The organism is Nocardia sp. NPDC056564 (genome assembly GCF_042793755.1).
In the GTDB taxonomy this organism is placed as follows: domain Bacteria; phylum Actinomycetota; class Actinomycetes; order Mycobacteriales; family Mycobacteriaceae; genus Nocardia.
Window position 1 is genome coordinate 137,377 of sequence record NZ_JBHTUR010000012.1, and the last position, 22,660, is coordinate 160,036.

At 69.4% G+C, this 22,660-nt stretch carries 21 protein-coding genes; 11 read left to right on the top strand and 10 right to left on the bottom strand.

The window, feature by feature from the left end; all coding sequences use genetic code 11:
- Positions 1–215 precede the first annotated feature (215 nt).
- A complete protein-coding gene (locus tag ACFQ9K_RS27595) occupies positions 216–1,160 on the bottom strand; it encodes a diacylglycerol/lipid kinase family protein (RefSeq protein WP_378726449.1) in 945 nt (314 codons plus the stop codon).
- Between the two features lie 96 nt (positions 1,161–1,256).
- Between ACFQ9K_RS27595 and ACFQ9K_RS27600 the strand changes: the two genes are divergently transcribed.
- A complete protein-coding gene (locus ACFQ9K_RS27600; RefSeq protein ID WP_378726451.1) occupies positions 1,257–1,685 on the top strand; it encodes a hypothetical protein in 429 nt (142 codons plus the stop codon).
- 37 nt (positions 1,686–1,722) lie between these two features.
- On the opposite strand, the gene ACFQ9K_RS27605 is transcribed toward ACFQ9K_RS27600, so the two are convergent.
- The 5 genes from ACFQ9K_RS27605 to ACFQ9K_RS27625 all read right to left on the bottom strand — a co-directional run bounded on the left by ACFQ9K_RS27605 (position 1,723) and on the right by ACFQ9K_RS27625 (position 6,529).
- The gene (locus tag ACFQ9K_RS27605) at positions 1,723–2,397 is read right to left on the bottom strand and encodes an endonuclease V (RefSeq protein WP_378726453.1); all 675 of its coding nucleotides are present in this window, start codon (positions 2,395–2,397) and stop codon (positions 1,723–1,725) included.
- A gap of 10 nt (positions 2,398–2,407) precedes the next feature.
- Positions 2,408–2,893, bottom strand: coding sequence for a GNAT family N-acetyltransferase (locus ACFQ9K_RS27610; RefSeq protein WP_378726455.1), 486 nt, complete (start codon positions 2,891–2,893; stop codon positions 2,408–2,410).
- Positions 2,890–3,501, bottom strand: a complete 612-nt coding sequence (locus ACFQ9K_RS27615; protein ID WP_378726457.1) for an acid phosphatase — start codon at positions 3,499–3,501, stop codon at positions 2,890–2,892. The genes ACFQ9K_RS27610 and ACFQ9K_RS27615 overlap by 4 nt, the downstream gene beginning before the upstream one ends.
- Before the next feature lie 76 nt (positions 3,502–3,577).
- Positions 3,578–4,813 (bottom strand): hypothetical protein, encoded by a 1,236-nt coding sequence (locus ACFQ9K_RS27620; protein ID WP_378726459.1) that lies wholly within the window; start codon positions 4,811–4,813, stop codon positions 3,578–3,580.
- A 27-nt stretch (positions 4,814–4,840) separates the two neighbouring features.
- The gene (locus tag ACFQ9K_RS27625; protein WP_378983771.1) at positions 4,841–6,529 is read right to left on the bottom strand and encodes a DEAD/DEAH box helicase; all 1,689 of its coding nucleotides are present in this window, start codon (positions 6,527–6,529) and stop codon (positions 4,841–4,843) included.
- 436 nt (positions 6,530–6,965) lie between these two features.
- Here ACFQ9K_RS27625 and ACFQ9K_RS27630 point away from each other — a divergent pair, with 436 nt between their 5' ends.
- From ACFQ9K_RS27630 to ACFQ9K_RS27640, 3 genes are read left to right on the top strand one after another with little or no spacing between them, the layout of a single operon-like run.
- Positions 6,966–7,823 carry a hypothetical protein gene (locus ACFQ9K_RS27630; protein ID WP_378721980.1) on the top strand — a complete coding sequence of 286 codons (858 nt, stop codon included), beginning with the start codon at positions 6,966–6,968 and terminating at the stop codon, positions 7,821–7,823.
- A gap of 56 nt (positions 7,824–7,879) precedes the next feature.
- A complete protein-coding gene (locus ACFQ9K_RS27635; RefSeq protein WP_378721981.1) occupies positions 7,880–8,947 on the top strand; it encodes an alpha/beta fold hydrolase in 1,068 nt (355 codons plus the stop codon).
- 59 nt (positions 8,948–9,006) lie between these two features.
- A complete protein-coding gene (locus tag ACFQ9K_RS27640) occupies positions 9,007–9,696 on the top strand; it encodes a ferritin-like fold-containing protein (RefSeq protein WP_150402484.1) in 690 nt (229 codons plus the stop codon).
- Between the two features lie 3 nt (positions 9,697–9,699).
- Here ACFQ9K_RS27640 and ACFQ9K_RS27645 read toward each other — a convergent pair whose 3' ends face one another.
- Positions 9,700–10,536, bottom strand: a complete 837-nt coding sequence (locus ACFQ9K_RS27645; RefSeq protein ID WP_378721982.1) for a helix-turn-helix transcriptional regulator — start codon at positions 10,534–10,536, stop codon at positions 9,700–9,702.
- A 102-nt stretch (positions 10,537–10,638) separates the two neighbouring features.
- Between ACFQ9K_RS27645 and ACFQ9K_RS27650 the strand changes: the two genes are divergently transcribed.
- A complete protein-coding gene (locus ACFQ9K_RS27650) occupies positions 10,639–11,190 on the top strand; it encodes a YceI family protein (RefSeq protein WP_378721983.1) in 552 nt (183 codons plus the stop codon).
- 154 nt (positions 11,191–11,344) lie between these two features.
- Entirely contained in the window at positions 11,345–11,572 is a 228-nt protein-coding gene (locus ACFQ9K_RS27655; RefSeq protein ID WP_378721984.1) for a DUF3107 domain-containing protein, read from the top strand.
- 71 nt (positions 11,573–11,643) lie between these two features.
- Here the strand turns inward: ACFQ9K_RS27655 and ACFQ9K_RS27660 are convergent, their stop codons facing one another.
- Positions 11,644–12,300, bottom strand: coding sequence for a TetR/AcrR family transcriptional regulator (locus tag ACFQ9K_RS27660; protein WP_150402487.1), 657 nt, complete (start codon positions 12,298–12,300; stop codon positions 11,644–11,646).
- Positions 12,301–12,672: 372 nt separating this feature from the next.
- Between ACFQ9K_RS27660 and ACFQ9K_RS27665 the strand changes: the two genes are divergently transcribed.
- The 3 genes from ACFQ9K_RS27665 (at position 12,673) to ACFQ9K_RS27675 (ending at position 15,933) form a co-directional block, all read left to right on the top strand.
- Positions 12,673–13,665: a DUF3152 domain-containing protein gene (locus tag ACFQ9K_RS27665; RefSeq protein ID WP_378721997.1), complete on the top strand. Its 993-nt coding sequence runs from the start codon at positions 12,673–12,675 to the stop codon at positions 13,663–13,665.
- Positions 13,666–13,743: 78 nt separating this feature from the next.
- Positions 13,744–14,946, top strand: coding sequence for an adenylyltransferase/sulfurtransferase MoeZ (gene moeZ, locus ACFQ9K_RS27670; protein WP_378721985.1), 1,203 nt, complete (start codon positions 13,744–13,746; stop codon positions 14,944–14,946).
- 132 nt (positions 14,947–15,078) lie between these two features.
- Positions 15,079–15,933: a TIGR02569 family protein gene (locus ACFQ9K_RS27675; RefSeq protein WP_378721986.1), complete on the top strand. Its 855-nt coding sequence runs from the start codon at positions 15,079–15,081 to the stop codon at positions 15,931–15,933.
- A 75-nt stretch (positions 15,934–16,008) separates the two neighbouring features.
- Here ACFQ9K_RS27675 and ACFQ9K_RS27680 read toward each other — a convergent pair whose 3' ends face one another.
- Positions 16,009–17,517: an MFS transporter gene (locus ACFQ9K_RS27680; protein WP_378721987.1), complete on the bottom strand. Its 1,509-nt coding sequence runs from the start codon at positions 17,515–17,517 to the stop codon at positions 16,009–16,011.
- 212 nt (positions 17,518–17,729) lie between these two features.
- Positions 17,730–18,401, bottom strand: coding sequence for a FadR/GntR family transcriptional regulator (locus ACFQ9K_RS27685; RefSeq protein ID WP_150402492.1), 672 nt, complete (start codon positions 18,399–18,401; stop codon positions 17,730–17,732).
- Between the two features lie 65 nt (positions 18,402–18,466).
- On the opposite strand from ACFQ9K_RS27685, the gene ACFQ9K_RS27690 reads away from it, so the two are divergent.
- Together ACFQ9K_RS27690 and nirB are read left to right on the top strand one after the other, a co-directional pair.
- Positions 18,467–19,723 carry a CynX/NimT family MFS transporter gene (locus ACFQ9K_RS27690; protein WP_378721988.1) on the top strand — a complete coding sequence of 419 codons (1,257 nt, stop codon included), beginning with the start codon at positions 18,467–18,469 and terminating at the stop codon, positions 19,721–19,723.
- A 311-nt stretch (positions 19,724–20,034) separates the two neighbouring features.
- Entirely contained in the window at positions 20,035–22,599 is a 2,565-nt protein-coding gene (nirB, locus tag ACFQ9K_RS27695; protein ID WP_378721989.1) for a nitrite reductase large subunit NirB, read from the top strand.
- Positions 22,600–22,660 lie beyond the last annotated feature (61 nt).

Here is a 22,660-nt window from a genome sequence, read left to right on the forward strand (position 1 = left end):
ACGGTTTGTGGATCGTTCACTTGTGCGACTCGAATGTTTCCGCACGGTTGCTTGTGAATGCTTTCACGAACACCGTAGATGTCAATAGGTATCTGGTGCACCGTGGGGAAGCTCACGCTCTATCGGCCCCCGTTAGGGGAACCTGCCCGGTCCTTTGTACTCGCTCTACCCAGTTTTCGCAGCACTACCACGATGTTTTTCGTGCGTTTCGTGCATCACTCTGGTCGCGGCGCCACGACATCCAAGACGGCGGGCACGGCCGTGAAATCCACCACGTTGCGCTTCCCGATAAAGTCGCCATCGATTTGCAGACCGATGGGTTCCTTCGTCTCGATGCGCACGGACGGAACGTTGTCTTCGCGAAACAAATTGCGAGACTTGGGGTTTCCTTCGACTGCCAGGAGCTGCCTGGCAAGCAGCAGTGTAGGCAGTACCGCCATGGAACGCACGGCAAACACGCCGAGACCGTCCTCGAACCTTGTGCCCGGGTTGGTGTGCACCGGGGTGTTGTCGAGGTAGGTCCAGGGGGTCGTGTTCGTTACGAAGGCGTAATGCACGTCGGCGATGGCCTCGTGCCCGGGGACCTCGATCCGGACGCTCGGCTCCTTGCGCTTGGCCCGGAAGAACTGCCGCACGGTCGTGCGCAGGTAGCGGGCCGGGGTGGCGGTCTTGCCGCGGGCGCGGCTCTCGTCGATCGCCTCGCAGACGTCCGCGTCCAGGCCGACGCCGGCGCTGAAGGTGAACCAGCGGTCGTCGGCGAGGCCGAGGCCGATCCGGCGGTCCCGGTCCAGGGTCAGCAGGTCGATCAGCTGGTTGGTGGCGGTGACCGGATCCGGGGAGATGCCGAGCGCTCGCGCGAAGACGTTCGCCGAGCCGCCGGGGATCACGCCGAGCCGGGGCAGCCAGGCCTGCCCGTCGTTGAGTTCGGGCAGCGGCAGGAAGCCGTTGATGGTCTCGTTGACCGTCCCGTCGCCGCCGTGCACGACGATCAGATCCATCTCGTTGGTGGCCGCCCACTGGGCCAGCTCGGCGGCGTGGCCGCGGTGCTGGGTGTGCGCGACGGTCAGCTGGGTGCGGCTCTCCAGCGCGTGCGCCAGCAGGTCCCGAGTCGCCGGAGTGGTCGAGGTGGCATTCGGATTCACGATCAGCAGCGTCCGCACGTTCCGCAGCCTAATCGCCGCCGGTGCCGGTCCGAAAAGCCGCTGAACCGCAACGGTCGCGGCGACGTCGACTACGGCGGGTCGTAGGCTTGGCGGGTGGCTGAGAGCAAGGGTGACGTTTCCGGTGGCGTGCCGAGGACGGTGCGCGGCGCAGGCGGGCTGGTGACGCTGGAGGGCGCGGTCGCGGTGATCGTCGCGCTGGTGTTGATCGTGCGCGGTCTGCTCGGTCACGATCAGTCCAAGACCAGCGGGTACGGCACGGCCGCGTGGTTCGGCATCCTCGGCGGGGCGGTGCTGGCCGCCGGTATCGGCCTGCTGCTGGGCAAACGCTGGGGGCGGGCGATCGCGGTGATCGCGCAGTTGCTGCTGCTGCCGGTCACCTGGTCGTTGCTCACCGATTCGCATCAGCCGGTATTCGGCACGCTGCTCGGGGTGGTGGTCGTCGCGACGCTGGTACTGCTGTTCGCCCCGGCGTCGACGCGCTGGATGGCCGCGGATTACGCGATCGAGCCGGAGAAATCTTGATCAACGGGGCTTGACCGGTGTCCGGCCCCGTTGACGGTTATCCGACCAGTGCGGTGCGGCACAGGGAGTCGGCGCGCCGGGTGGTTTCCGGGAGCCGGTAGTCCGGCGTGAGCGCGAGCACCTGGGCGCACGCGGTGTCCAGGTCGATGCGGTGGCCGATCGAGACGAAGACGGGCTTCACCCCGGTTCTGGTGCGCAGGGCCGCGCCGACCACCTCGCCGTCGATGGTGATGTCGGCGCGGGCGCCGCGCTCGGGCGCGGGGTCGAGGTAGTCGCCCCAGACCGATTTGGCGACGCCGATCGAGGGCAGGCCGGTGAGCACGCCCAGATGACAGGCGAAGCCGAAGCGTCGCGGATGGGCCAAACCCTGTGCGTCGCAGACCAGTAGGTCGGGCGCGGCGTCGAGTTGCGCCAATACCCGCATGGTCGTGGGCAATTCGCGGAACGCGAGCAGCCCCGGGTGGTAGGGGAACTCCGTAGTGCCGTGTGCGACAGCGGAATCGACGGTTTCCAAGGTGGTCGCGTTCAGCACCACGACGGCCGCGGCGACCGCGCCGGTCTCGGAGTAGGCGCAGTCGATACCCGCGACGGTGCCGAATTCCTGTGCTGGGCCGACGGTTTCGACCTTCGGTCGCAATTCGTCCTGGATCGCCAGCGCCTGATCGGGCGTGGTCGGCCAGGACCGCTCATCGATCGGTGCGAGCCATGTCATCGCCGGTGCGCTACTGCGCTTCCTTGGCCAGCTTGCCGAGCGGTTCGCCGGTCAGGCGGTAGCCGACCCACTCGTCTTGTGCTGCGGCGCCGAGGGATTCGTAGAAATCGATGGAGGGTTTGTTCCAGGTCAGCACGGCCCAGTCGAGCCGGCTGTACCCGTGGTCGACGGCCTCCTTGGCCAGGGTGGCGAGCAGCGCCTTGCCGTAGCCCTTGCCGCGGGTTTCCGGCTTGACGTAGAGGTCCTCCAGGTAGATGCCGTGCACGCCGTTCCAGGTGGAGAAGTTCAGGAACCAGATCGCGCAGCCGACCAGGTCGCCGTCCTCCTCGACCACGTGCGCGAAGACCTTGGGCTCGGGACCGAACAGTGCGGTGTCCAATTGCGCTGTGGTGACCGTGCATTCGTCGCTGGCCCGCTCGTAGGCGGCGAGGTCGTGCACGAGGCCGACCAGTCCGGGCACGTCGGCCGGAACGGCGCGGCGTAGTTGTGCGGTCACAGTGTCACTCCAGTGGTGGTCGGAACCAGGTTGTGCGCCAGGATGGTTCGCACGTCGTGTTCGAAGCCGAGCACGGTCAGCGCGCCGGTCGACATGGCGAACCGGCGGCCCTCCCGCAGCTCGAATTCGGCCCAGCGGGCGATCAGCGCCCGGGAGAAGTGTCCGTGCCCGACGAGCACGATATCCCGCTCGGGCAGCCGCGCGGCCACCGCGTCCAGCACCCGATCGGCCCTGGCCCGCACCGCGTCCGCGGACTCGCCGCCCGGCACCGCGCCGGTCCAGATGGTCCAGTCCGGCGCGGTCTCGCGGATCTGCGGGGTGGTCAGGCCCTCGTAGTCGCCGTAGTCCCACTCGGCCAGGTCGTCATCGACGGTGACGTCGGCGAGCCCGGCGAGTTCCGCGGTCTGCGCCGCGCGCAGGCGCGGGCTGACGAACACCAGCGGATCGCGCAGCTTCAGCGCGGTCAGCAGCGGGCCGGCGGCCCTGGCCTGATCCTCGCCGTGCTCGGTGAGCGGCAGGTCGGTGCGGCCGGTGTGGCGGCGCTGCGTCGACCAGCTGGTCTCGCCGTGGCGCAGCAGCACTAGTCGAGCGTCATCGAGTACGGACATGGATCCATCATGGTTCACCGGTGCGGAACCGGACCGTCCGGCCGGTGTTTCCCCGGTCGGCGCGGCCGGCCCGAGGTCAGCCGAGGGCGTAGAGCTCGGTGCCGCGCTGCTCGAGCACGGTGGTGCCGAGCACCGCGAGGGAAATGGGCGCGCCGGTGTAGCCGGGGCGCTCGACCGGGATGCGGCCGACCTCGGCGCCGGTGGTGGGATCGAGGGCGGCGATCGCGCCCGCGGTCGGCATGAGCAGCCTGCCCGCCATCATGCCGGGCGCGCCGAGCGCGCCCGCGGCGGTCCAGATCGGGTCGAAGGTGCTGCCGTTCAACGCGATTACGCTGTTGCCGGTGAAAACCAGGTAGGCCGAACCGATTCGGGTGGTCGTCGTCTTGTCGCTGAGCGGCGCCGAAAGCTGGTGCACCACAATCGGGTTGCCGGTCGCGTCGAAGACGGCCAGGCGCGGCGCCGCGGCCTCGACGCCCGCCGCGGCCGGAGCGCCGGGCAGATAGAGCACGATCCGGTTGTCCGACACCGCGAGTACCCGCGCGTCGGGGGAGTCCGATCCGGCGCCGGTCAGCACGTGCGAGCCGAATTCCTCGGGCACCGTGTTGTCCTTGGGCGCGGGGTTCAGCATGGTCAGCCGGTCGGCGGCGTCCTCGGGGCAGCGTTCCAGCACGCCGAGCCGGGACGGGCTGGAACCCGACGACAGCAGCGTGCAGCCCTTGCGCGGCTGGGTCTTCACGTTCACCGGCGCGTCGACGAATCCGTACTCGAGGGTGCGCACCAGATCCGAGCGCCACATCTCCAGCCGCTTCGGGCCCTGCGCCAGCACATAGGTGCCGTCGACGGACAGCCGCACGGACGGATCCATGTAGCTGCTGCGCGCCGTGCGCCGCGCGCCGCTCTCGCCGGCCAGCAGGGTGGCCTGGCTGCAACCGCGTTCGTCCCGGTACACCGCGACCACGGTGCTGAACTGGCCTTCGATCCCGCAGAGCGGCATGTCGCGCCGGTAGTGCCAGAGGTCCTGGCCGGTGCGCGGGTCGTGGCCGGTGACCGTGCCGTCGTCACCGGTGACGGCGACGCCCGCGGAGGTCAGGGCCCGGCCGCTGGCCGAGTCCGGCGCGTGCCACAGCTCGCGCAGCGTGGTCGGCAGCTGGTCGGCGGCGACGGGGGTCGGCACGGGCGAGCTGGCGGTCACCGACTCGGTGCCGTTCGCATCGCCGCGCACCCACACCACCACCGCCGCGATCACCACGAGCACGGCGATCGCGGCAGCGGATATGACGTCGGCGCGCGTTCGCCGCTCGGGTGCGAGCACGGTTGCGAGAGTAGCGGATCCGGTGGGTCAGACCGAAGCCGTGGCGGGCTCTACCGCGCTACCACTGTCTTCGTTCGCGTTGTCACCGGCGGGCTTGCGCCGCCTGCGCCGGCGGCGCGCGGGCTGATCGCCCGAGTCCGCGTCGTCGGTTTCGGCGTCGTTCGCGGCCTCGGCGGTGGCCTCGGCACCGGTGTCCGCGCCGTTCTCGGCGTCGCCCGCGGGCTTGCGCCGCCTGCGGCGGCGACGGGCGGGCTGCTCGCCGTTCTCGTCGGCCTGCGCGTCCTCGGCCGGGTGCGTGCCGTTCGCCGAGTCCTCGGCGTCGTTGCTCGCGGCGCCGTTGCCGTTGGTCTCGTCGATCGGCTGACCGCGCACGGTCCGCTTGCGGTTGCGCTTGCGCGGCGCGCGCGCCGGGCGCTCGACCACGACCGCGTCCTCGTCGCGCTCCGGCTTGGCCTTGCGCACCGTGCCGGTGACGCCCTCGGGAATGCCGAGTTCGGCGAACAGGTGCGGCGAGCGCGAGTAGGTCTCCACCGGCTCGGCGATGCCGAGGCCGAGCGCCTTATCGATGGCGGCCCAGCGGCCGAGCTCGTCCCAGTCGATCAGGGTCACCGCGATACCGGTGCGCCCGGCCCGGCCGGTGCGGCCGATCCGGTGGACGTAGGTCTTCTCGTCCTCGGGGCACTGGTAGTTGATCACGTGGGTGATGTCGTCGATGTCGATGCCGCGGGCCGCGACGTCGGTCGCGACCAGCACGTCGATGCCGCCCTTGCGGAACTTGTTGAGTGCCTTCTCCCTGGCGATCTGCCCGAGGTCACCGTGCACGGCGCCGACCGAGAAACCGCGCTCGGCCAGATCGTCGGCGACCTTCTGCGCGGTGCGCTTGGTCCGGGTGAAGATCATGGTCGCGCCGCGGCCCTCGGCCTGCAGGATCTTGGCGACCAGCTCGGCCTTGTCCAGCGCGTGCGCCCGGTAGACGAACTGCGCGGTGCGGTCGTGGACGGCCGTCTCGTGCGCTTCCTCGGCCCGGATGTGCGTCGGGCGGCTCAGGAAGGTGCGGGCCAGGGTGATGATCGGGCCGGGCATGGTCGCCGAGAACAGCATGGTCTGGCGCTTGTCCGGGACCATGGTCAGGATGCGCTCGATGTCCGGTAGGAAGCCGAGGTCGAGCATCTCGTCGGCCTCGTCCAGCACCAGCACGCCGACCTTGCCGAGGATCAGGTGGTTCTGGTTCGCCAGGTCCAGCAGCCGGCCCGGGGTGCCGACGACCACGTCGACGCCGGTGCGCAGCGCCGCGATCTGCGACTCGTAGGGGCGGCCACCGTAGATCGAGGCGACCTTCAGCGGGCCCTGGTGGTTGGTCAGGTACTTGCTCGCGTTCTCCAGGTCGGAGGTGACCTGGATGCACAGCTCACGGGTCGGCACGATGACCAGGGCCCGCGGGGTGCCGTCCAGCGGCGTGGTGCCGGTGTCGGCGGTGGCGATGCGGTGCAGCAGCGGCACGCCGAAACCGAAGGTCTTACCCATGCCGGTGCGGGCCTGCCCGATGAGATCTTCACCGGCGAGCGCCAACGGCAGGGTGAGTTCCTGAATAGCGAAAGTACGTTCGATGCCGATCTCGTCGAGCGCGCGGACGATTTCGTCGCGAACGCCCAATTCGGCAAATGTGGGTGCGGTATGTGTTGCGTCCAGTTCGGCGGTCAACAGCGTCTCCGCCACCCCGGGTTCCTGTTCGACAGTGATCTTGCTCAGGTTCGTGCCTTCCTCGTAATCGCGTCCCGCGCGCACGAGGTGGGGCGGACCGGTCGGCCCGCGACGACCACGTCTCCGCCTGTGATACTCACCCGGCCACGCTCGAGATGTCTTCGGGTGCTGCGACTGGGCGGCTACCTCGGGAGACATCGGCGCGGCGCACTGGTGATGCGGAGCTGGTGCGCGCACATTTTCCTGAACGACGAAACCTCTGCCCGTCATGCCGGTCGGCCGGTACCGCGGGGCGGTGCACGCACAGATCCGGCAACTCGAGCGAGTGAAACTTTTCGTTGTCCGGTGCGATTGTAGCGTGATATTGTGCGCGGCTCGAATTGCCGTCGGCGCATATTCGGAAATCGAACTCCGGTCTCGCGCCGCCGTTCCTCGACGTACGCTGCGCGACATGGCAATTCATCCCGCGCGGCAAATCTGGACGACTCTCGAACCACTACACGACGTGGTCTATTTCGGGACCGGTGTCAAGGAGGCAGGAGTCGCGATCGGACTGCGCGGTTACTGGCAAACGTACTTCGCATTTCGGGCCGCGCCGCTCGGCGCGGTGACCCCCGCCACAGTGGAGGCGGTGTTCGCCGGATTCCATCCGGAAATGGTGCGCAAAGCGCTGCCGGGGGCCTGGTCGCGGGCCACGCCGGAGCAGTGCCTCGCGGTCCGGCTCGACCTATCCACGGCCCTACTACGCGGGCTCGGGGCCGGTGACGCGGAGTGTGCCCGCGCGGTCTCGTTGCTCGCGCCGGTGCTGGAGCAGGCGGATCCGACCGGCAGGCCGCTGTTCGCGGCGAACGCGGCGCTGCCGCTGGTCGCGGACCCGGTGGGCGCGCTGTGGCAGCTGACCACCGCGTTGCGCGAGCATCGCGGCGACGGGCATGTGGCGGCCCTGGTGACGCACGGCCTGACCGGACGGCAGGCGATGGTCATGCAGGCGGCGGCCGGTAAGGCGACGGAATCGGTCCTGCGCGCGGCGCGCGGGCTCACCGAACGCGAGTGGGCGGACGCGTTCGACGAACTGCGGGCCAGGGGAGTGGTCGAGGGGGAGCCGGTCAACCCGGCATTGACCGGCAGCGGCGCCGAGCTGCTCGGCCGGGTCGAGGCCAGCACGGACGACGCGGCCTGGAACGGCGCGCTGGCGGCGCTGTCCGCCGACGCGGTGACCGAGCTGCGCACCTCGCTCGCGCCGCTGGCCGACCGGGTACACGCGGCCATCGTGCCGCGGGCGAATCCGCTCGCGATGGGCAAGCGGTAGCCGCGAAACCGGAGTTGCCTGTTACCGCCGGTACCGAGATGTGAGACATTCTCGGGGTGAATATCGCGGACACCGTCACCACCGCCGCCCGCAACGCGTGGGCGTTGACCTTCGGTCCGGGCGTCGAGGCACCGGACCCCACCCCGTCGACGGTGCTGTGGGACGAACCGCACCGGCAGCTGCGGCGCTTCGAGCAGCGCCCCGGTGTCACCGGAACGGCCTCGGCCGCAACGGATTCCACGGTGCTGCTGGTGCCGCCGCTGGCCGCGCCGGCCAGCTGCTTCGATCTGCGGCCCGATCAGAGCCTGGCCGGCTTCCTGCTGGAGACCGGTCGTTCGCCGTACGTGATCGACTACGGCGAGATCACCTTCGGCGACCGGCGGATGGGCTTCGAGGACTGGATCGACGAGATCCTGCCCGAGGCGGTGCTGCGCACCTCGGCCGACCGGGACGGCACGCCGGTCGATCTGGTCGGCTGGTCGATCGGCGGCACCCTGGCCCTGCTCACCGCGGCCGCGCATGCCAAGTTGCCGATCCGCTCGATCACCGCGGTCGGCGCTCCGCTGGACTACGACAAGATGACCGGCATCCCGCAGCTGCGCGCCGTCGCCAAGCTCACCGGCGGCATCGGCACCTCGACGCTCATCCGCGCCGCGGGCGGCGTGCCCGCACCGCTGACCAGATTCGCGTACAAGGTCACCGCCTGGGATCGCGAGCTGACCCGTCCGTGGTTCGTCGCGAGCAATATCGCGCGCACCGAGACGCTGGCCAGGATGGAAACCATCGACCGCTTCATGGCCGAGATGCCCGGCTACCCCGGCCGGTTCTACAACCAGCTGTGGGGCCGGTTGATCCTGAACAACGACATCGGCCGCGGCGTCGTGCGCCTGGGCGCGCGGCGCGTCGAGCTGGCTCAGGTGAGCGCGCCGGTGCTGCTGGTCGGCGGTCCCGCCGACGTGATCACCGCGGCCGCCGCCGTCGAGGCGGGCACCAGGACGCTCACCGGCGCCGCCTCGGTCCGCTACGAAACCGCCCCCGGCAGCCACCTCGGCATCCTCACCGGACCGGAGGCCAGGGATACGACCTGGTCGTATCTGGACAAGTTCCTCGCGGAGAACGCCTGAATTCCGGACAACTTTCGCTCCCCGGCGGCGCACCGGTTTCCGAGTACTAGGCTGGGGCCATGGGAGCACAGTCACCTGCCGCGCTGGGTGTTTCGTCGACCGATTCCGTCTCCGCCGACCATCCCGGCGTCATAGATCTGTTCGCGGTGCTCGCCTACGGTGAGATCTCCGCGTTCTACCGGCTGGCCGAGGAAGCCAAGCTGTCGCCGTCGCTGCGCGGCAAGGTTGCCGTGGCCAAGATGGCCTCGGCCGAGATGGGCCACTTCAACGCGCTGGAGTCGGCGCTGGCCGAGCGCGGCGTGGACATCTTCGACGCGATGGCGCCGTTCGTGCGCGCGCTGGACGCCTACCACGCGTCCACCGATCCCTCGACCTGGCTCGAGTCGATGGTGAAGTTCTACGTCGGCGACGGCATCGCCGCGGACTTCTACAACGAGATCGCCGGCGCGCTGCCGCCCGAGGTCGCCGAGGTGGTCCGCGACGTGCTCGCCGAGACCAGCCACTCCGAGTTCGTCGTCGAGGAGGTGCGGCGCGCGGTCGCGACCAGCCGCTCCGAACGCGACCGGCTCACCCTGTGGGGCCGGCGCCTGCTCGGCGAGGCCATCACCCAGGCCCAGTACGTCATGGCGCAGCGCGACGAGCTGACCGAGCTGGTGCTCGGCGCCGCGGGCGATCTCAACGGCATCGCGGCGCTGTTCGAGCGCATGCAGGCCAGCCACGCCGAGCGCATGGCGAAGCTCGGAATCTGAGACCTATTCGTTGACGGCGGTCGGCCGGACCAGTCGCAGGCCGTGCGTCTGCGGCTGGGCCTGATCGGTGAGCCACACGATGACGCTCTGATCGCGATCGGCCTCGAGCGTCTCGAACGGAACCCGCACCAGGCCGTGCACCGGATGGTCGATGTGCAACATGCCGGAGACGCGCGCCCCGACGTGGTGCGGCTTCCAGCGGGCCGCGAAATCCGGGTGGCGGCGCAGCGCGTCGATCGTCTCCAGCAGGGAGTTGTCACCCGGCCAGCGCAGCTTGGCCCGCGACAGCGCGGCGGTGAACATGTCCGCCGCCTCGGACCAGTTCCGCAGCACCTCGCGCGCGGCCGGATCGTGGAACGTGTACCAGGCCAGGTTCGGCTGGCCCTCGGTGTCGAGCAGACCGAGCGGGGCGACGAAGTCCGCCCAGGCCGCGTTCCAGCCGAGCACGTTGAGCCTGCGGCCGACCACGAACGCGGGGGTCGGCTGCAACGCGCGCAGGATCGACTCGATCGTGTCGGCGATCTTCTCCTCGGCGGATTCGCTGCCGGGGCACTGGGATTCGTTGCCGGAGGCCAGCGCGAGCATGCTGAAGTGATGGCGCTCGTTGCCGCGCAGCAGCAGCGCGTCGGCGAGGGCGTCGACCACCGCCACCGAGGGATTGTTGTCCCGGCCCTGTTCGAGCCGGGCCAGATAGTCCGCGCTCACCCCGGCGCGGACGGCGACCTCTTCGCGGCGTAATCCTGGGGTGCGGCGCCGCCTGCCCTCCGGCATGCCGACGTCGCCGGGGCGCAATTCAGCACGCCGTGCGATGAGGAATTCCGCGAAACCGTTCCGAGCCATGGGATCCATCGTGCCGTGTCCTAGGAGGCTTAGCCTCGCCCTGTCAGGTCCAGGATAACGGCGGTCTGGTTAACGGACCGTGGTCCGGCAAAGGTGGACGACATGACAACTTCCTCTGAGTCCACCACGACCGCCCAGTCGCTCAAGCCCGGCGCCTGGACCCTGGACACCGCGCACTCGTCGGTGGCCTTCACCATCCGCCACCTCGGCATCTCCAAGGTGCGTGGCGGATTCACCAAGTTCGAGACCGAATTCGTGGTCGACGAGTCCGGCGCCGCCACCATCGGCGCGACCATCCACCTCGAGTCGTTCGACACCGGCAACCCCGACCGCGACGCGCACATCCGCACCGCCGACTTCCTCGACGCCGCGAACCGCCCGACGCTGACCTTCCGCGCCACCGCGCCGGTGCAGGTCGCGGAGAGCTTCGAGGTCGAGGGCGAGGCCACGATCGGCGGCATCACCAAGCCGGTCACCCTGGACGTCGAGTGGGGTGGCGTGCAGGAGTTCGGCGCGACCGGCGATCGGCACGCCGGATTCTCCGCCACCGGCACGATCAAGCGCACCGACTTCGGCGTCGGCGGCCCGCTGCCCGGCATGCTGAGCGACAAGGTCAACATCGAGCTGGAAATCCAGCTCATCGAGCCCAAGTAAGCGCACCACGGCCCGCGGCCCCGCCCAACGGTGTGCGGGGCGCCGTCAGGTCCCGCCTGTTCGCTGAGGGCGCAGGCAGGCGTCTGCCGGGACGGCCTTGCCCTGCACTAGCCTGGGATCGACAGCACAGGACTCTTACGTTCGGAGGTTGGCCGTGGAGGTCAAGATCGGTATTTCGGATAGCCCGCGCGAGCTTTTGATCAACAGCTCGCAGACCCCGGACGAGGTCGAGGCGCTGGTGTCCGGTGCGCTGAACGGCAGCGGCGGCGTCGTGTCCCTGACCGACGACAAGGGTCGCAAGTTCCTGATCCAGGCCTCGAAGGTCGCCTACGTCGAGATCGGCACCGTGACCAGCGGCCGGGTCGGTTTCGCCACCGTCTGATCTCTCGGCCAAGGCCGACAGCAACGAGCCCCTGCAATCCATCGGATGCAGGGGCTCGCTTCGTTCGAGACTCAGTCGATCGGGTGCAGCGGCACGCGGGACAGACCGCCCCAGGCGAGGGAGACGGTCGTGTCGATCGCCTCTTCCTTCGGGATTGGCCGGTCGGCCTCCAGCCAGTAGCGCGCGGTGAATTGGCTCGCGCCGACCAGGCCGACCGCGAGGATCCTGGCCCGGTACGGGTCCAGGCCGGAGTCGTGGGCCACCACGTCGAAGACCGCGTCCACACAGGCCTCGGTGGCCTGCTCGACCCGGCGCTGCACCTGCGGTTCGCTGGTCAGGTCGGATTCGAAGACGAGCCGGAAGCCCTGCATCTCGTTGTCCACGAAATCGAAGTAGGCCTGCACGGCCGCGCGCACGCGCTGCCGGTTGTCGGTGGTCGACCGCAGCGCCTGCCGCACGCTGGACACCAGCATGTCCACGTAGTTCTGCAGCACGGCTAGATACAGCTCCAGCTTGCTGGTGAAGTGTTGGTACAGCACCGGCTTGCTCACGCCGGCGCACTGCGAGATCTCGTCCATGCCCGCCGCGTGATAGCCGCGCTGCACGAAGACTTCGCTGGCTGCCGCGAGTAGCTGCAGACGACGCTCGTCACGCGGTAGCCGGGTGCCGCGTTTGGCGGGCTCGGACGACGATCTACGGGACGCCATCCGGTCCACGAGGTCAGTCATTTCGGCTCTCCCAGTTGGTTCCCCGGCAAGGGGTAAGCACCGGGTATCCCAAGAACGATACTCGGTTGCCGCCCGCCCGCAGACCGGCCCCGGAGAACTGGTGCGACGCGGTGAGAAATGTCGCACCCGGCGGCGGATGTGGCGTGCCCGACGGGGCCGTCCCGGCCCTGTGAGAACCTGGTGTTCGTGACTTTCCGCGCCGACCGACCCGGGGAGCGGCACGCCGATCCGCCGGTTGCGTCCGGCGGCGGGCGCGATTCGCGCCGCCGTGCTGGCCCCGGCGCGCCCGCTTCCGTAGGGTCGGAACCCGTGGCAAGGTCAGGCCAGGAAGCACAGCCGGATTCGACCGCGCCGCGACGTGATCGCAACGGCGTGGAGATCTACGATCCGCTCGGCCTCTACGGGCAGGGGGACCGTTCGCATCAACCATTGCGCGCCAGTTGGGATCCCACCGCCGCGACCGAGGGCCGATCCAGGGACCGTCCGGAGCGCAGCGTCAAAAAGCAAAGCGCCCTGGGACGATTCGTCTCCACCTACGGTTGGCGCGCCTACGCCCTGCCGGTGCTCTTCGCGGTCACGGTGCTGGTGGTGGTCGACGCGGTCCGCGGCTCCGACCCGGCGACCACGGTCGGCGGTGTGCCCGGCCTCGGGCATCTGAGTCCGCGCGCCGCGAACAACGGCATCATCGGCGGACCGACCGGCGACGGCCACTTTCCCACCGACCTGCCGTCCGGCGCGCTCCCGCAGGGCGGCACCTTCGCCGAAACCGGCACGGGCAGTTGGCATGTGGTGCCGGGTTCGACCGCACAGGTCGGCACCGGCACCGACTCGGTGTTCAAGTACACCGTGGAGGTCGAAGACGGCGTGGACACCTCGGCGCTCGGCGGCGACGAGTCGGTGGCGAAGCTGATCGAGTCCACCCTCGCCAACCCGAAGAGCTGGACGCACGACCAGAAGTTTGCCTTCCGCCGAGTCGACCAGGGCGACACCGACTTCCGGGTGTCGCTCACCTCGCGCGAATCCAGCCGCAAGGCCTGCGGTTTCGAGATCCCGATCGACTCTTCCTGTTACAACGCCGATCTCGGCCGGGTGGTGCTCTCCGAGGTCCGCTGGGTGCGCGGCGCGATCGCGTTCGAGGGCGACATCGGCTCCTACCGGCAGTACCAGATCAATCACGAGGTCGGGCACGCCATCGGCTATCACCAGCACCAGCCGTGCGAGACCGACGGCGGCCTGGCCCCGGTGATGATGCAGCAGACCTTCGGCACCAAGAACAACGACATCGCCACGCTCGAACCGGACGGGGTGGTCCCGATGGACGGCAAGCGGTGCCGGTTCAACCCTTGGCCGTACCCCCGCGGTTGACGCGACATCCGGTGCGCGACGATAAGACGGGAAGAACGGTCTGGTCGCGGGTGTTGCACATCGAGATCGACCCATTCGATGCGAGGAGTCCTGGACGTGTCAACACCTAAGTCCCTGCCGCCGCTGGTCGAGCCGGCCGCGGAGCTGACCAAGGACGAGGTCGCCCGCTACAGCCGCCACCTGATCATTCCCGACCTGGGCGTGGACGGGCAGAAGCGGCTGAAGAACGCCAAGGTCCTGGTGATCGGCGCGGGTGGGCTCGGCTCTCCGGCGCTGCTGTACCTGGCCGCCGCGGGTGTCGGCACGCTCGGCATCGTCGAGTTCGACGAGGTGGACGCGTCCAACCTGCAGCGCCAGATCATCCACGGCGAGTCCGACATCGGCCGCCCGAAGGCCGACAGTGCGCGCGACTCCATCCTGGAGATCAACTCCGGCATCGACGTGCGGCTGCACAAGCTCCGGCTGGAGCCGGACAACGCGGTCGAGCTGTTCGCCGAGTACGACCTGATCGTCGACGGCACCGACAACTTCGCCACCCGCTACCTGGTCAACGACGCCGCGGTGCTGGCGCACAAGCCCTACGTGTGGGGCTCCATCTACCGCTTCGAGGGCCAGGTCTCGGTCTTCTGGGAGGACGCACCGGACGGGCGCGGCCTCAACTACCGCGACCTCTACCCGGAGGCCCCGCCGCCGGGCATGGTGCCCTCCTGCGCCGAGGGCGGGGTGCTCGGCGTGCTGTGCGCGTCCATCGGTTCGGTAATGGTGACCGAGGCGATCAAGCTCATTACCGGCATCGGCGAGCCGCTGCTCGGCCGGCTGATGGTCTACGACGCACTGGACATGAACTACCGCACGATCAAGCTGCGCCGCGACCCGCAGCGTCAGCCGATCACCGAGCTGATCGACTACGAGGCGTTCTGCGGGGTGGTGTCCGAGGAGGGCCAGGCCGCCGCGGCCGACTCGACGGTCACCGCGCGCGAGCTGAAGGACCTGCTGGACGCGGGCAAGGAGATCGAGCTGATCGACGTGCGCGAGCCGGTGGAGTGGGACATCGTGCACATCGAGGGCGCGAAACTCATTCCGAAGGACCGCATCCTGTCCGGCGAGGCGCTGTCCGAGCTGCCGCAGAACCGCCCGATTGTGCTGCACTGCAAGACCGGCATCCGCTCCGCCGAGGCGCTGGCCGCGCTCAAGCGAGCCGGTTTCTCCGACGCCACCCACCTCCAGGGCGGAGTCATCGCCTGGGCCCGCCAGATCGACCCCAGCCTGCCGGTCTACTGACCGGCCCGGGGCGCCTCGGCCAATCGACGCTCGCCCTCGGTCACTCGGTCCGCGTGGAGTGAAGCTGGGGGCGGGGGTTGCGGTTCGGCGCGGCGTGCTGTACAGCGGCATGGTCGGCGGTACGGTACGGCCGTGACTTCTGTGGAACCTCCTGAGCACGTGCGTGCCACGTTTGGTCTGCGTGAGGTTTCGCCGGTTACCGTGGGCGATTGGGAAGGCGGGTGGCGGTTCGGGGACGTGGTGCTCAGCCCGGTCGCCGATCACGCGCGGGCGGCATGGTCGGCCAAGGTGCGCGAGACGCTGAAGGTGGACGGGTTGCGCCTGGCGCGGCCGGTGCGCGCGACCGACGGCCGCTACGTGGTCTCCGGCTGGCGGGCCGACACCTATCTCGAAGGCGTCCCGGAACCCCGGCACGACGAGGTGGTCTCGGTGTCGCTGCGCCTGCATCAGGCGACGACGCACCTCGAGCGGCCCCGGTTCCTGGTGCAGCCGCCGGTGGCGCCGTGGGTCGACGTGGACGTGTTCGTCGCCGCCGACCGGGCCGCCTGGGAGGCGGTGCCGCTGCGCAGCCTGCGCGCGGGCGGCACGCTGCCCTCGGCGGATTCGCCCGACGGACAGCGCAGCATGGAACTCATCGGCCAGCTGGCCACCCTGCGCAAGCCGGTGCAGACACCCGCCCAGCTGGTACACGGCGATCTGTTCGGCACGGTGCTGTTCGCCGGCACGTTCACCCCCGGTCTCACCGACATCACGCCGTACTGGCGGCCTGCGCCGTGGGCGGCCGGGGTGATCGTGGTGGACGCGCTGGCCTGGGGCGGCGCCGACGACGGACTGCTGGAACGGTGGCGGGATCTGCCGGAGTGGCCGCAGATGTTGTTGCGCGCGGTCATGTTCCGGCTCGCGGTGCACGCGCTGCATCCGCGCTCGACGCCGGAGGCGTTCCCCGGTCTGGCCCGCACGGCGGACATGGTCCGCCTCCTGCTCTGAGTAATCCGGTCGGCCGCCGAAAGTCCCTGTGCGGCAGAGACCTTCGACGGCCGACGGCGTTGTGCGCGGTGCCGGTTACACCTTGGCGTAGGCCAGCGACGGCACCCGCTCCACGGCGAACGAGGACCGCAGGTAGCACCACCAGGTGACCCCGCCCATCAGCAGGAACGCCACCGCGTAAGCCCAAAAGGCCGGCGCCATCGTGTGATAGTGCGTGTTGGACAGCCGCAGCGCCTGCTGCAACACCCAGCCGCCGGAGGCGCCCACCGCGCCGATCACGCCGATCGCCGCACCGGCCTGCCGCCGCGCCGAGGCGGTCGACTCGCTGATGTCCAGGCCGTGCTCGGCGGCGTACTTCTTGGAGATCGCGCTGAAGATGGTCGGGATCATCCGATAGGTCGAGCCGTTGCCGATGCCGGTCATCACGAACAGCACCAGGAACGAGATCAGGTACAGCGGAAAGCTTTTCAGCTCCAGCGCGGCCATGATCAGGCAGACCGAGACGGCCATGCCGGCGAACACGAACAGGGTGATCTTCGCCCCGCCGACCCTGTCCGACACCCAGCCGCCGATCGGACGGCTGAACGAGCCGACGAACGCGCCGAGGAAGGCGAGGTTGCCGATGGTGCTGATCCAGCCGATGCTCGCCAGGCTCGGGAAGTTGGCCTTGATCAGGGTGGGGAAGGCGAAGGAGAACCCGATGAACGAGCCGAACGTGCCGACGTACAGCAGCGCCATCACCCAGGTGTGCCGGTTGGTCAGCGCCAGCCGGTAGGACCGGCCGTCGGACTTGGCCGTCGCGATGCTGTCCATGTAGCGCAGCGCGCCGAACAGCGCGAGCAGGATGAACGGCACCCACACCAGGACCGACAGCGTGATGCCGAACCGGTAGCCCGCCGCGTCCTTGGCCGTGAGGTGGGTGCCGAGCGTGATCAGCAGCGGCAGCACCAATTGGGTCTGTGCCACACCGAGATTGCCGCCCGCGGCGTTGATGCCGAGCGCCGCGCCCTTCTTACCCTCGGGGAAGAAGAAGTTGATGTTCGACATCGACGAGGAGAAGTTGCCGCCGCCCACGCCGGCCAGCGCGGCCAGGATCATGAACACCCACATGGGCGTGCCCGGCTGGTTGATGAAGTACGCCAGCCCGAGCGTCGGAATGAGCAGCATCGCCGCGCTGAACGCGGTGAACGCCCGCCCGCCGAACTTCGGGATGGCGAAGGTGTACGGAATGCGCAGGGCCGCACCGACCAGGGTCGGGGTCGACGACAGCAGCAGCGCGTTGCTCACCGCGGTCGGGTCGCCCTTGCCGAGGCCGGCCAGGAAGCCGAAGCCCGCGGCGCCCATGCTGGTGACCACGGTGCCCCAGATGACCCAGATGCTGAAGCCGAGGTTCTCGGCGAACACCGAGAAGATCAGGTTTTTCCGGGCGGTCCGCGCGCCACCGGATGCCCAGAATTCCTGGTTGTCCGGCTCCCACTGCTCCAGCCAGCGTCCCCTGGTCTGGTGCTGGAAGGCCGGGGTGTCCGATGGAGCGTCAGTCGCGGTGTCCGACTCGGTGCCGGTTGCGGCTGCGATGGCAGTCATCGGCGTCCTCTCGTTCGCACTCGACCGGCCCTCATCGCGGCACTGGCGCCGCCGGCGGAGTCGAGTTGCCTTGCTACGGTCGTTCACAACGTAGGGGCCGGTTGTTGCGGCACCGTGGCTTCGCGTGACGTTCGAGGCAATTCCGACTCACATACGCCACGGACGCCTGGTGAGAGTCGCTCACCTGGCGTCCGTCGCGGGCGAACGAGCGGTCAGCGCACGTCCGGGTATTCGGCGATCAGGGTGTTGAGGAAGCAGCGGGCCGCCTCGGCCGCGCGCTGGGGATCGCCGTCGATCACCGCGTGCACCAGTTCGGCGTGCTCCTCGGGGAAGGAGTCGTCGGATTTCAACGTCCTGGCCCGGATCACCTGTTCGATGATCGGCAGCAGCGAGTCGTAGAACTCGAGGTAGACGGCGTTGTGGCTGGCCACCACGATGGCGCGGTGCAACTCGACGTCGGACTCGATCGCCGTCGGGTTGTCGTCGTTGTAGGCCTTGTCCCGCTCGCTGAGCAGCTGGAGTAGGTTCGCGATATCGCCGTCGTCGCGGCGGCGCGCGGCCAGCGCGGCGGCCGTGGTGTCGAGCGCGAGCCGTAGTTCGAGGACATCACGCTCTTCGGCGTCGGCGAAGTACTTGCCGAGCGTGCCGCCGAGGTCGGAGGAGGCGATCACATAGGTTCCCGAACCTTGGCGTCGCTCCAGCATCCCCGCGTGCACGAGCGCCTGGACGGCCTCGCGCACGGTGTTGCGACCCGTTCCGGTGAGCTCGGTCAGCTCCGGTTCGGTAGGGATGCGGGAGCCGATGGGCCAACGGCTGGAACGGATTTCGGCACGCAGCTGCTCGGTGACCTGGGCGATGAGGCTGGTGCGCCGGACTGGTTGCACTTGCATAGAGTACCGCTCATCACAAATCGTTGCCTCCTATCATCCGGTCATCCTATGATTTCTCGGTGACTGCAACCCTCCAGAAAACTTCGACCGAGCAGGAATCACCGCAGGTCGAGCGGCGTCGGCGCGCGCTGACGGAGGGTCGGCTGCTCGTTCTGGCCGCCATCGTTATGTCCGCGCTCACCCTCCGCGTCGCGGTCACCGCGTTCAGCCCACTAGCCGAACGCATCGGCGACGACGTGGGCTACGGCACCGCGGTCGTCGGCGTCTTCGGCATGATCCCGACCGCGATGTTCGCCGTCTCCGGTCTGCTCACCCCGGTTCTGGTCCGCCGCCTCGGACTCGAGCGCACCGCGCTGGTCGCCATGCTGATGGCCGGCCTCGGTCAGCTCGTTCGAGTGCTGCTGTCCGGCACCGGCGAACTCCTCGTCTTCTCCGCGCTGGCCCTGGCCGGCATGGGCATCGGCAACGTGGTGATCCCGCCGCTGGTGAAGCGCTACTTCGCCGACCGGCTCGCGGTGGTCAGCTCGCTCTACATCATGATGGTGCAGCTCGGCACCGTGGTGCCCGCGTTCATCGCGGTGCCGATCGCGGACGCGCACGGCTGGCGGATCTCCCTCGGCCTGTGGTCGGTGCTCGGTTTCGCCGCCGTGCTGCCGTGGCTCGGCGTGCTGCGCGACCGGCGCGGCCGCGACGTCAACGACACCACCGCGCTGCCCACCGACGCCCCGCGCGCGGGCCGGGTCTGGCGTTCGCCGGTGGCCTGGGGCATGGCGGGCATGTTCGGCATGACGTCGTTGATCACCTACGCGATGTTCACCTGGCTGCCCAAGATCCTCAGCGACGCCGGAGCGAGCGCCGGCTTCGGCGGATCGATGCTGGGTCTGTTCGCGGTGGTCGGTCTGGTCGCGGCCCTGAGCGCGCCGACGGTCGTCACGCGGTTCCGCAATCCGTTCCCCGTCGTGGTCGGCTGTGCGGCCTTCTTCGTCGCCTCGTTCGTCGGCCTGCTGGTCGCCCCGATGAGCGCGCCCATCCTCTGGGTGGTGCTGCTCGGTCTCGGCCCCAGCACCTTCCCGATGGCGCTGACCCTGATCAACCTGCGCACCAACACCCCCGGCGGCTCGGCCGCGCTCTCCGGCTTCACCCAGGGCGTCGGCTACGCGGTCGCCTGCGTCGGCCCGCTGCTGTTCGGCGTCCTGCACTCGGCCACCGACGGCTGGCTCGCGCCGTTCATCCTGCTCGGCGTGGCCGTCCTGGTGTTGCTCGCCGGCGCCTGGCAGGCGTGCAAGCCGCGCATGCTCGAGGACACCTGGAACTGACCGCGCGCGTCCGCCGCTCCGCGCGGTCCGGCGAGACTCGGGTGCCGCGCCGGCGGCGATCTCACCGTTCGAGTTGCGGTGCGGTGCGGCGGCGTTCATGATTTCGGCGGTACATCTCACCGGCCGGTTCTACGAGGTCGGCTTTTGGTGACGCGCGGAAATCGGTGCGTCACACTCGCGCAATATTGCGCCGTGCTCACGTAGGGATCTGCCGACCCGTGAGCAACCGTTGACGCTCCGGTCATCGCGCGCAGCATGGCGGCAATACCTGTTTCCTACCGTGGGGCCAACCGGATCATTGGAGGCCCTTGTTGAGCACCCCGACGAATCACCCAGTCGCACCCGCCGCGCGCAAGACCGCCGTGGTCGTCGGCCACGGCATGGTCGGGCACCGTTTCGTGGAGGCGCTGCGCTCGCGGGACGAGGCGGGCCGGTGGCGGGTGATCGTGCTGAGCGAGGAGCGCCTGCCCGCCTACGACCGTGTCGGCCTGTCCGCGTACGTGGGGGCCTGGGACGCCGCCGCGCTGGCGCTGCCCGGCAACGAGTACGCCGGGGACGCGCTGGTGGAGCTGCGGCTCGGCCAGCGCGCCGAGACGATCGACCGGGACGCCCGCAGGGTCACCACCTCGGCCGGCGACACCATCGCCTACGACGCGCTGGTGCTCGCCACGGGCTCGTACCCGTTCGTGCCGCCGGTTCCGGGACACGACCGCCCGGAGTGCTTCGTCTACCGCACCATCGACGACCTGGACGGCATCCGGGCAGCCGCCGCGGCCGCCGGGCCGGGGGCGGTCGGCGTGGTGGTCGGCGGCGGCCTGCTCGGCCTCGAAGCCGCGAACGCGCTTCGGCTGCTTGGTCTTACGCCGCACGTGGTCGAGTACAACCAGCGGCTGATGCCCGCCCAGGTGGACGAGGGCGGCGGCGCGATCCTGGAACGCCTGGTCACCGATCTCGGCCTGGTCGTGCACACCGGCGTCGGCACCGCCTCGATCGACGCGGCCGACAACGGCATTCGGGTCAGCCTGTCCGACGACACGGTGATCGACGCCGCGCTCGTGGTCTTCTCCGCCGGCGTGCGCCCGCGCGACCAGATCGCCCGCGACAGCGGACTCGAGGTCGGCCCGCGCGGCGGCATCAGCACCGATCTCGGCCTGCGCACCTCGGACCCGAACATCTGGGCCGTCGGCGAATGCGCCGCGGTCGAGGGCACCTGCTACGGCCTGGTCGCCCCCGGCTACACCACCGCGGAGATCGTCGCCGACCGATTGCTCGGCGGCGCGGGCGAATTCCCCGGCGCGGACCTGTCGACCAAGCTCAAGCTGATGGGCGTCGACGTGGCCAGCTTCGGCGACGCGCACGGCGTCACCGAGGGCGCGCTGTCGGTGGTGCTGCACGACGCCGCCAAGGGCACCTACGCGAAACTCGTTGTCTCCGATGACGCGCGGATCCTGCTCGGCGGCATCCTGGTCGGCGACGCCACCGCCTACGCCGCGCTGCGCCCGCTGGTCGGCCGTCCGCTGCCGGCCGAACCCGCCGCGCTGATCTCGCCCGCAGGCGCGGAACTGGGCGCCGACGCGCTGCCCGACGACGCCCAGATCTGTTCCTGCAACAACGTTTCCAAGGGTGCGATCTGCGGCGCCATCGCCGAGGGCGCGTGCGACATCCCGGGCGTCAAGAAGTGCACGTCCGCCGGAACCTCCTGCGGCGGTTGCGTTCCCATGCTCAAGAAACTCCTGGAACAGTCCGGTGTGGAGATGTCCAAGGCGCTGTGCGAGCACTTCGGCCAGTCGCGCGCCGAGCTGTTCCAGATCGTCCAGGTCACCGGCATCCGCACCTTCTCCGGCCTGATCACCAAGTACGGCAAGGGAACCGGCTGCGACATCTGCAAGCCGACGGTCGCCTCCATCCTCGCCTCGACCTCCAGCGAGCACATCCTCGACGGCGAACAGGCCGCACTCCAGGACACCAACGACCACTTCCTGGCCAACCTGCAGAAGAACGGCACCTACTCGGTGGTGCCCCGGATGCCCGGCGGTGAGGTCACCCCCGACCAGCTCATCACCATCGGCCAGATCGCCAAGGAATTCGGCCTGTACGTGAAGGTCACCGGCGGTCAGCGGATCGACCTGTTCGGCGCGCGGGTGGAACAGCTGCCGCGGATCTGGCAGCGCCTGGTCGACGTCGGCATGGAATCCGGTCACGCCTATGGCAAGTCGCTGCGCACGGTGAAGAGCTGCGTCGGCTCCACCTGGTGCCGCTACGGCCAGCAGGACTCGGTCGGCATGGCCGTGCTGCTCGAAAAGCGTTACCGCGGACTGCGTTCCCCGCACAAGCTGAAGCTGGCCGTGTCCGGCTGTGCCCGCGAATGCGCCGAGGCGCGGGGCAAGGACGTCGGCGTGATCGCCACCGAACACGGCTGGAACCTCTACGTCGGCGGCAACGGCGGCCTCACCCCCAAGCACGCGGTGCTGCTCGCAGGCGACCTCGACGACGAGACGCTGATCAAATACATCGACCGGTACCTGATGTTCTACATCCGCACCGCCGACCGGTTGCAGCGCACCGCGCCGTGGCAGGAGGCGCTCGACGGCGGCCTGGACTACCTCAGGCAGGTCGTCTGCGCGGACAGCCTCGGCATCGCCGCCGAACTGGAGGCGGCCATGGCCGAGCACGTCGCCGGGTACCGCGACGAATGGGCCGCCGTGCTCGAGGACGAGGAGAAGCTGTCGCGTTTCGTCTCCTTCGTCAACGCCCCCGAGGAGACCGATCCCACCATCGCGTTCGACGACACCGGGGAACGCAAGGTGCCGGTCCTGCTCGGTATGCCGGACCTGCCCGTCGGCGCGGGAACCAGCACCGCCACGCCCGGGAAATGACGGCTTAACCGCACAGAAACAGGGCGCCTGTACCAATGGGTAAGGCGTTTGGAGGATGACA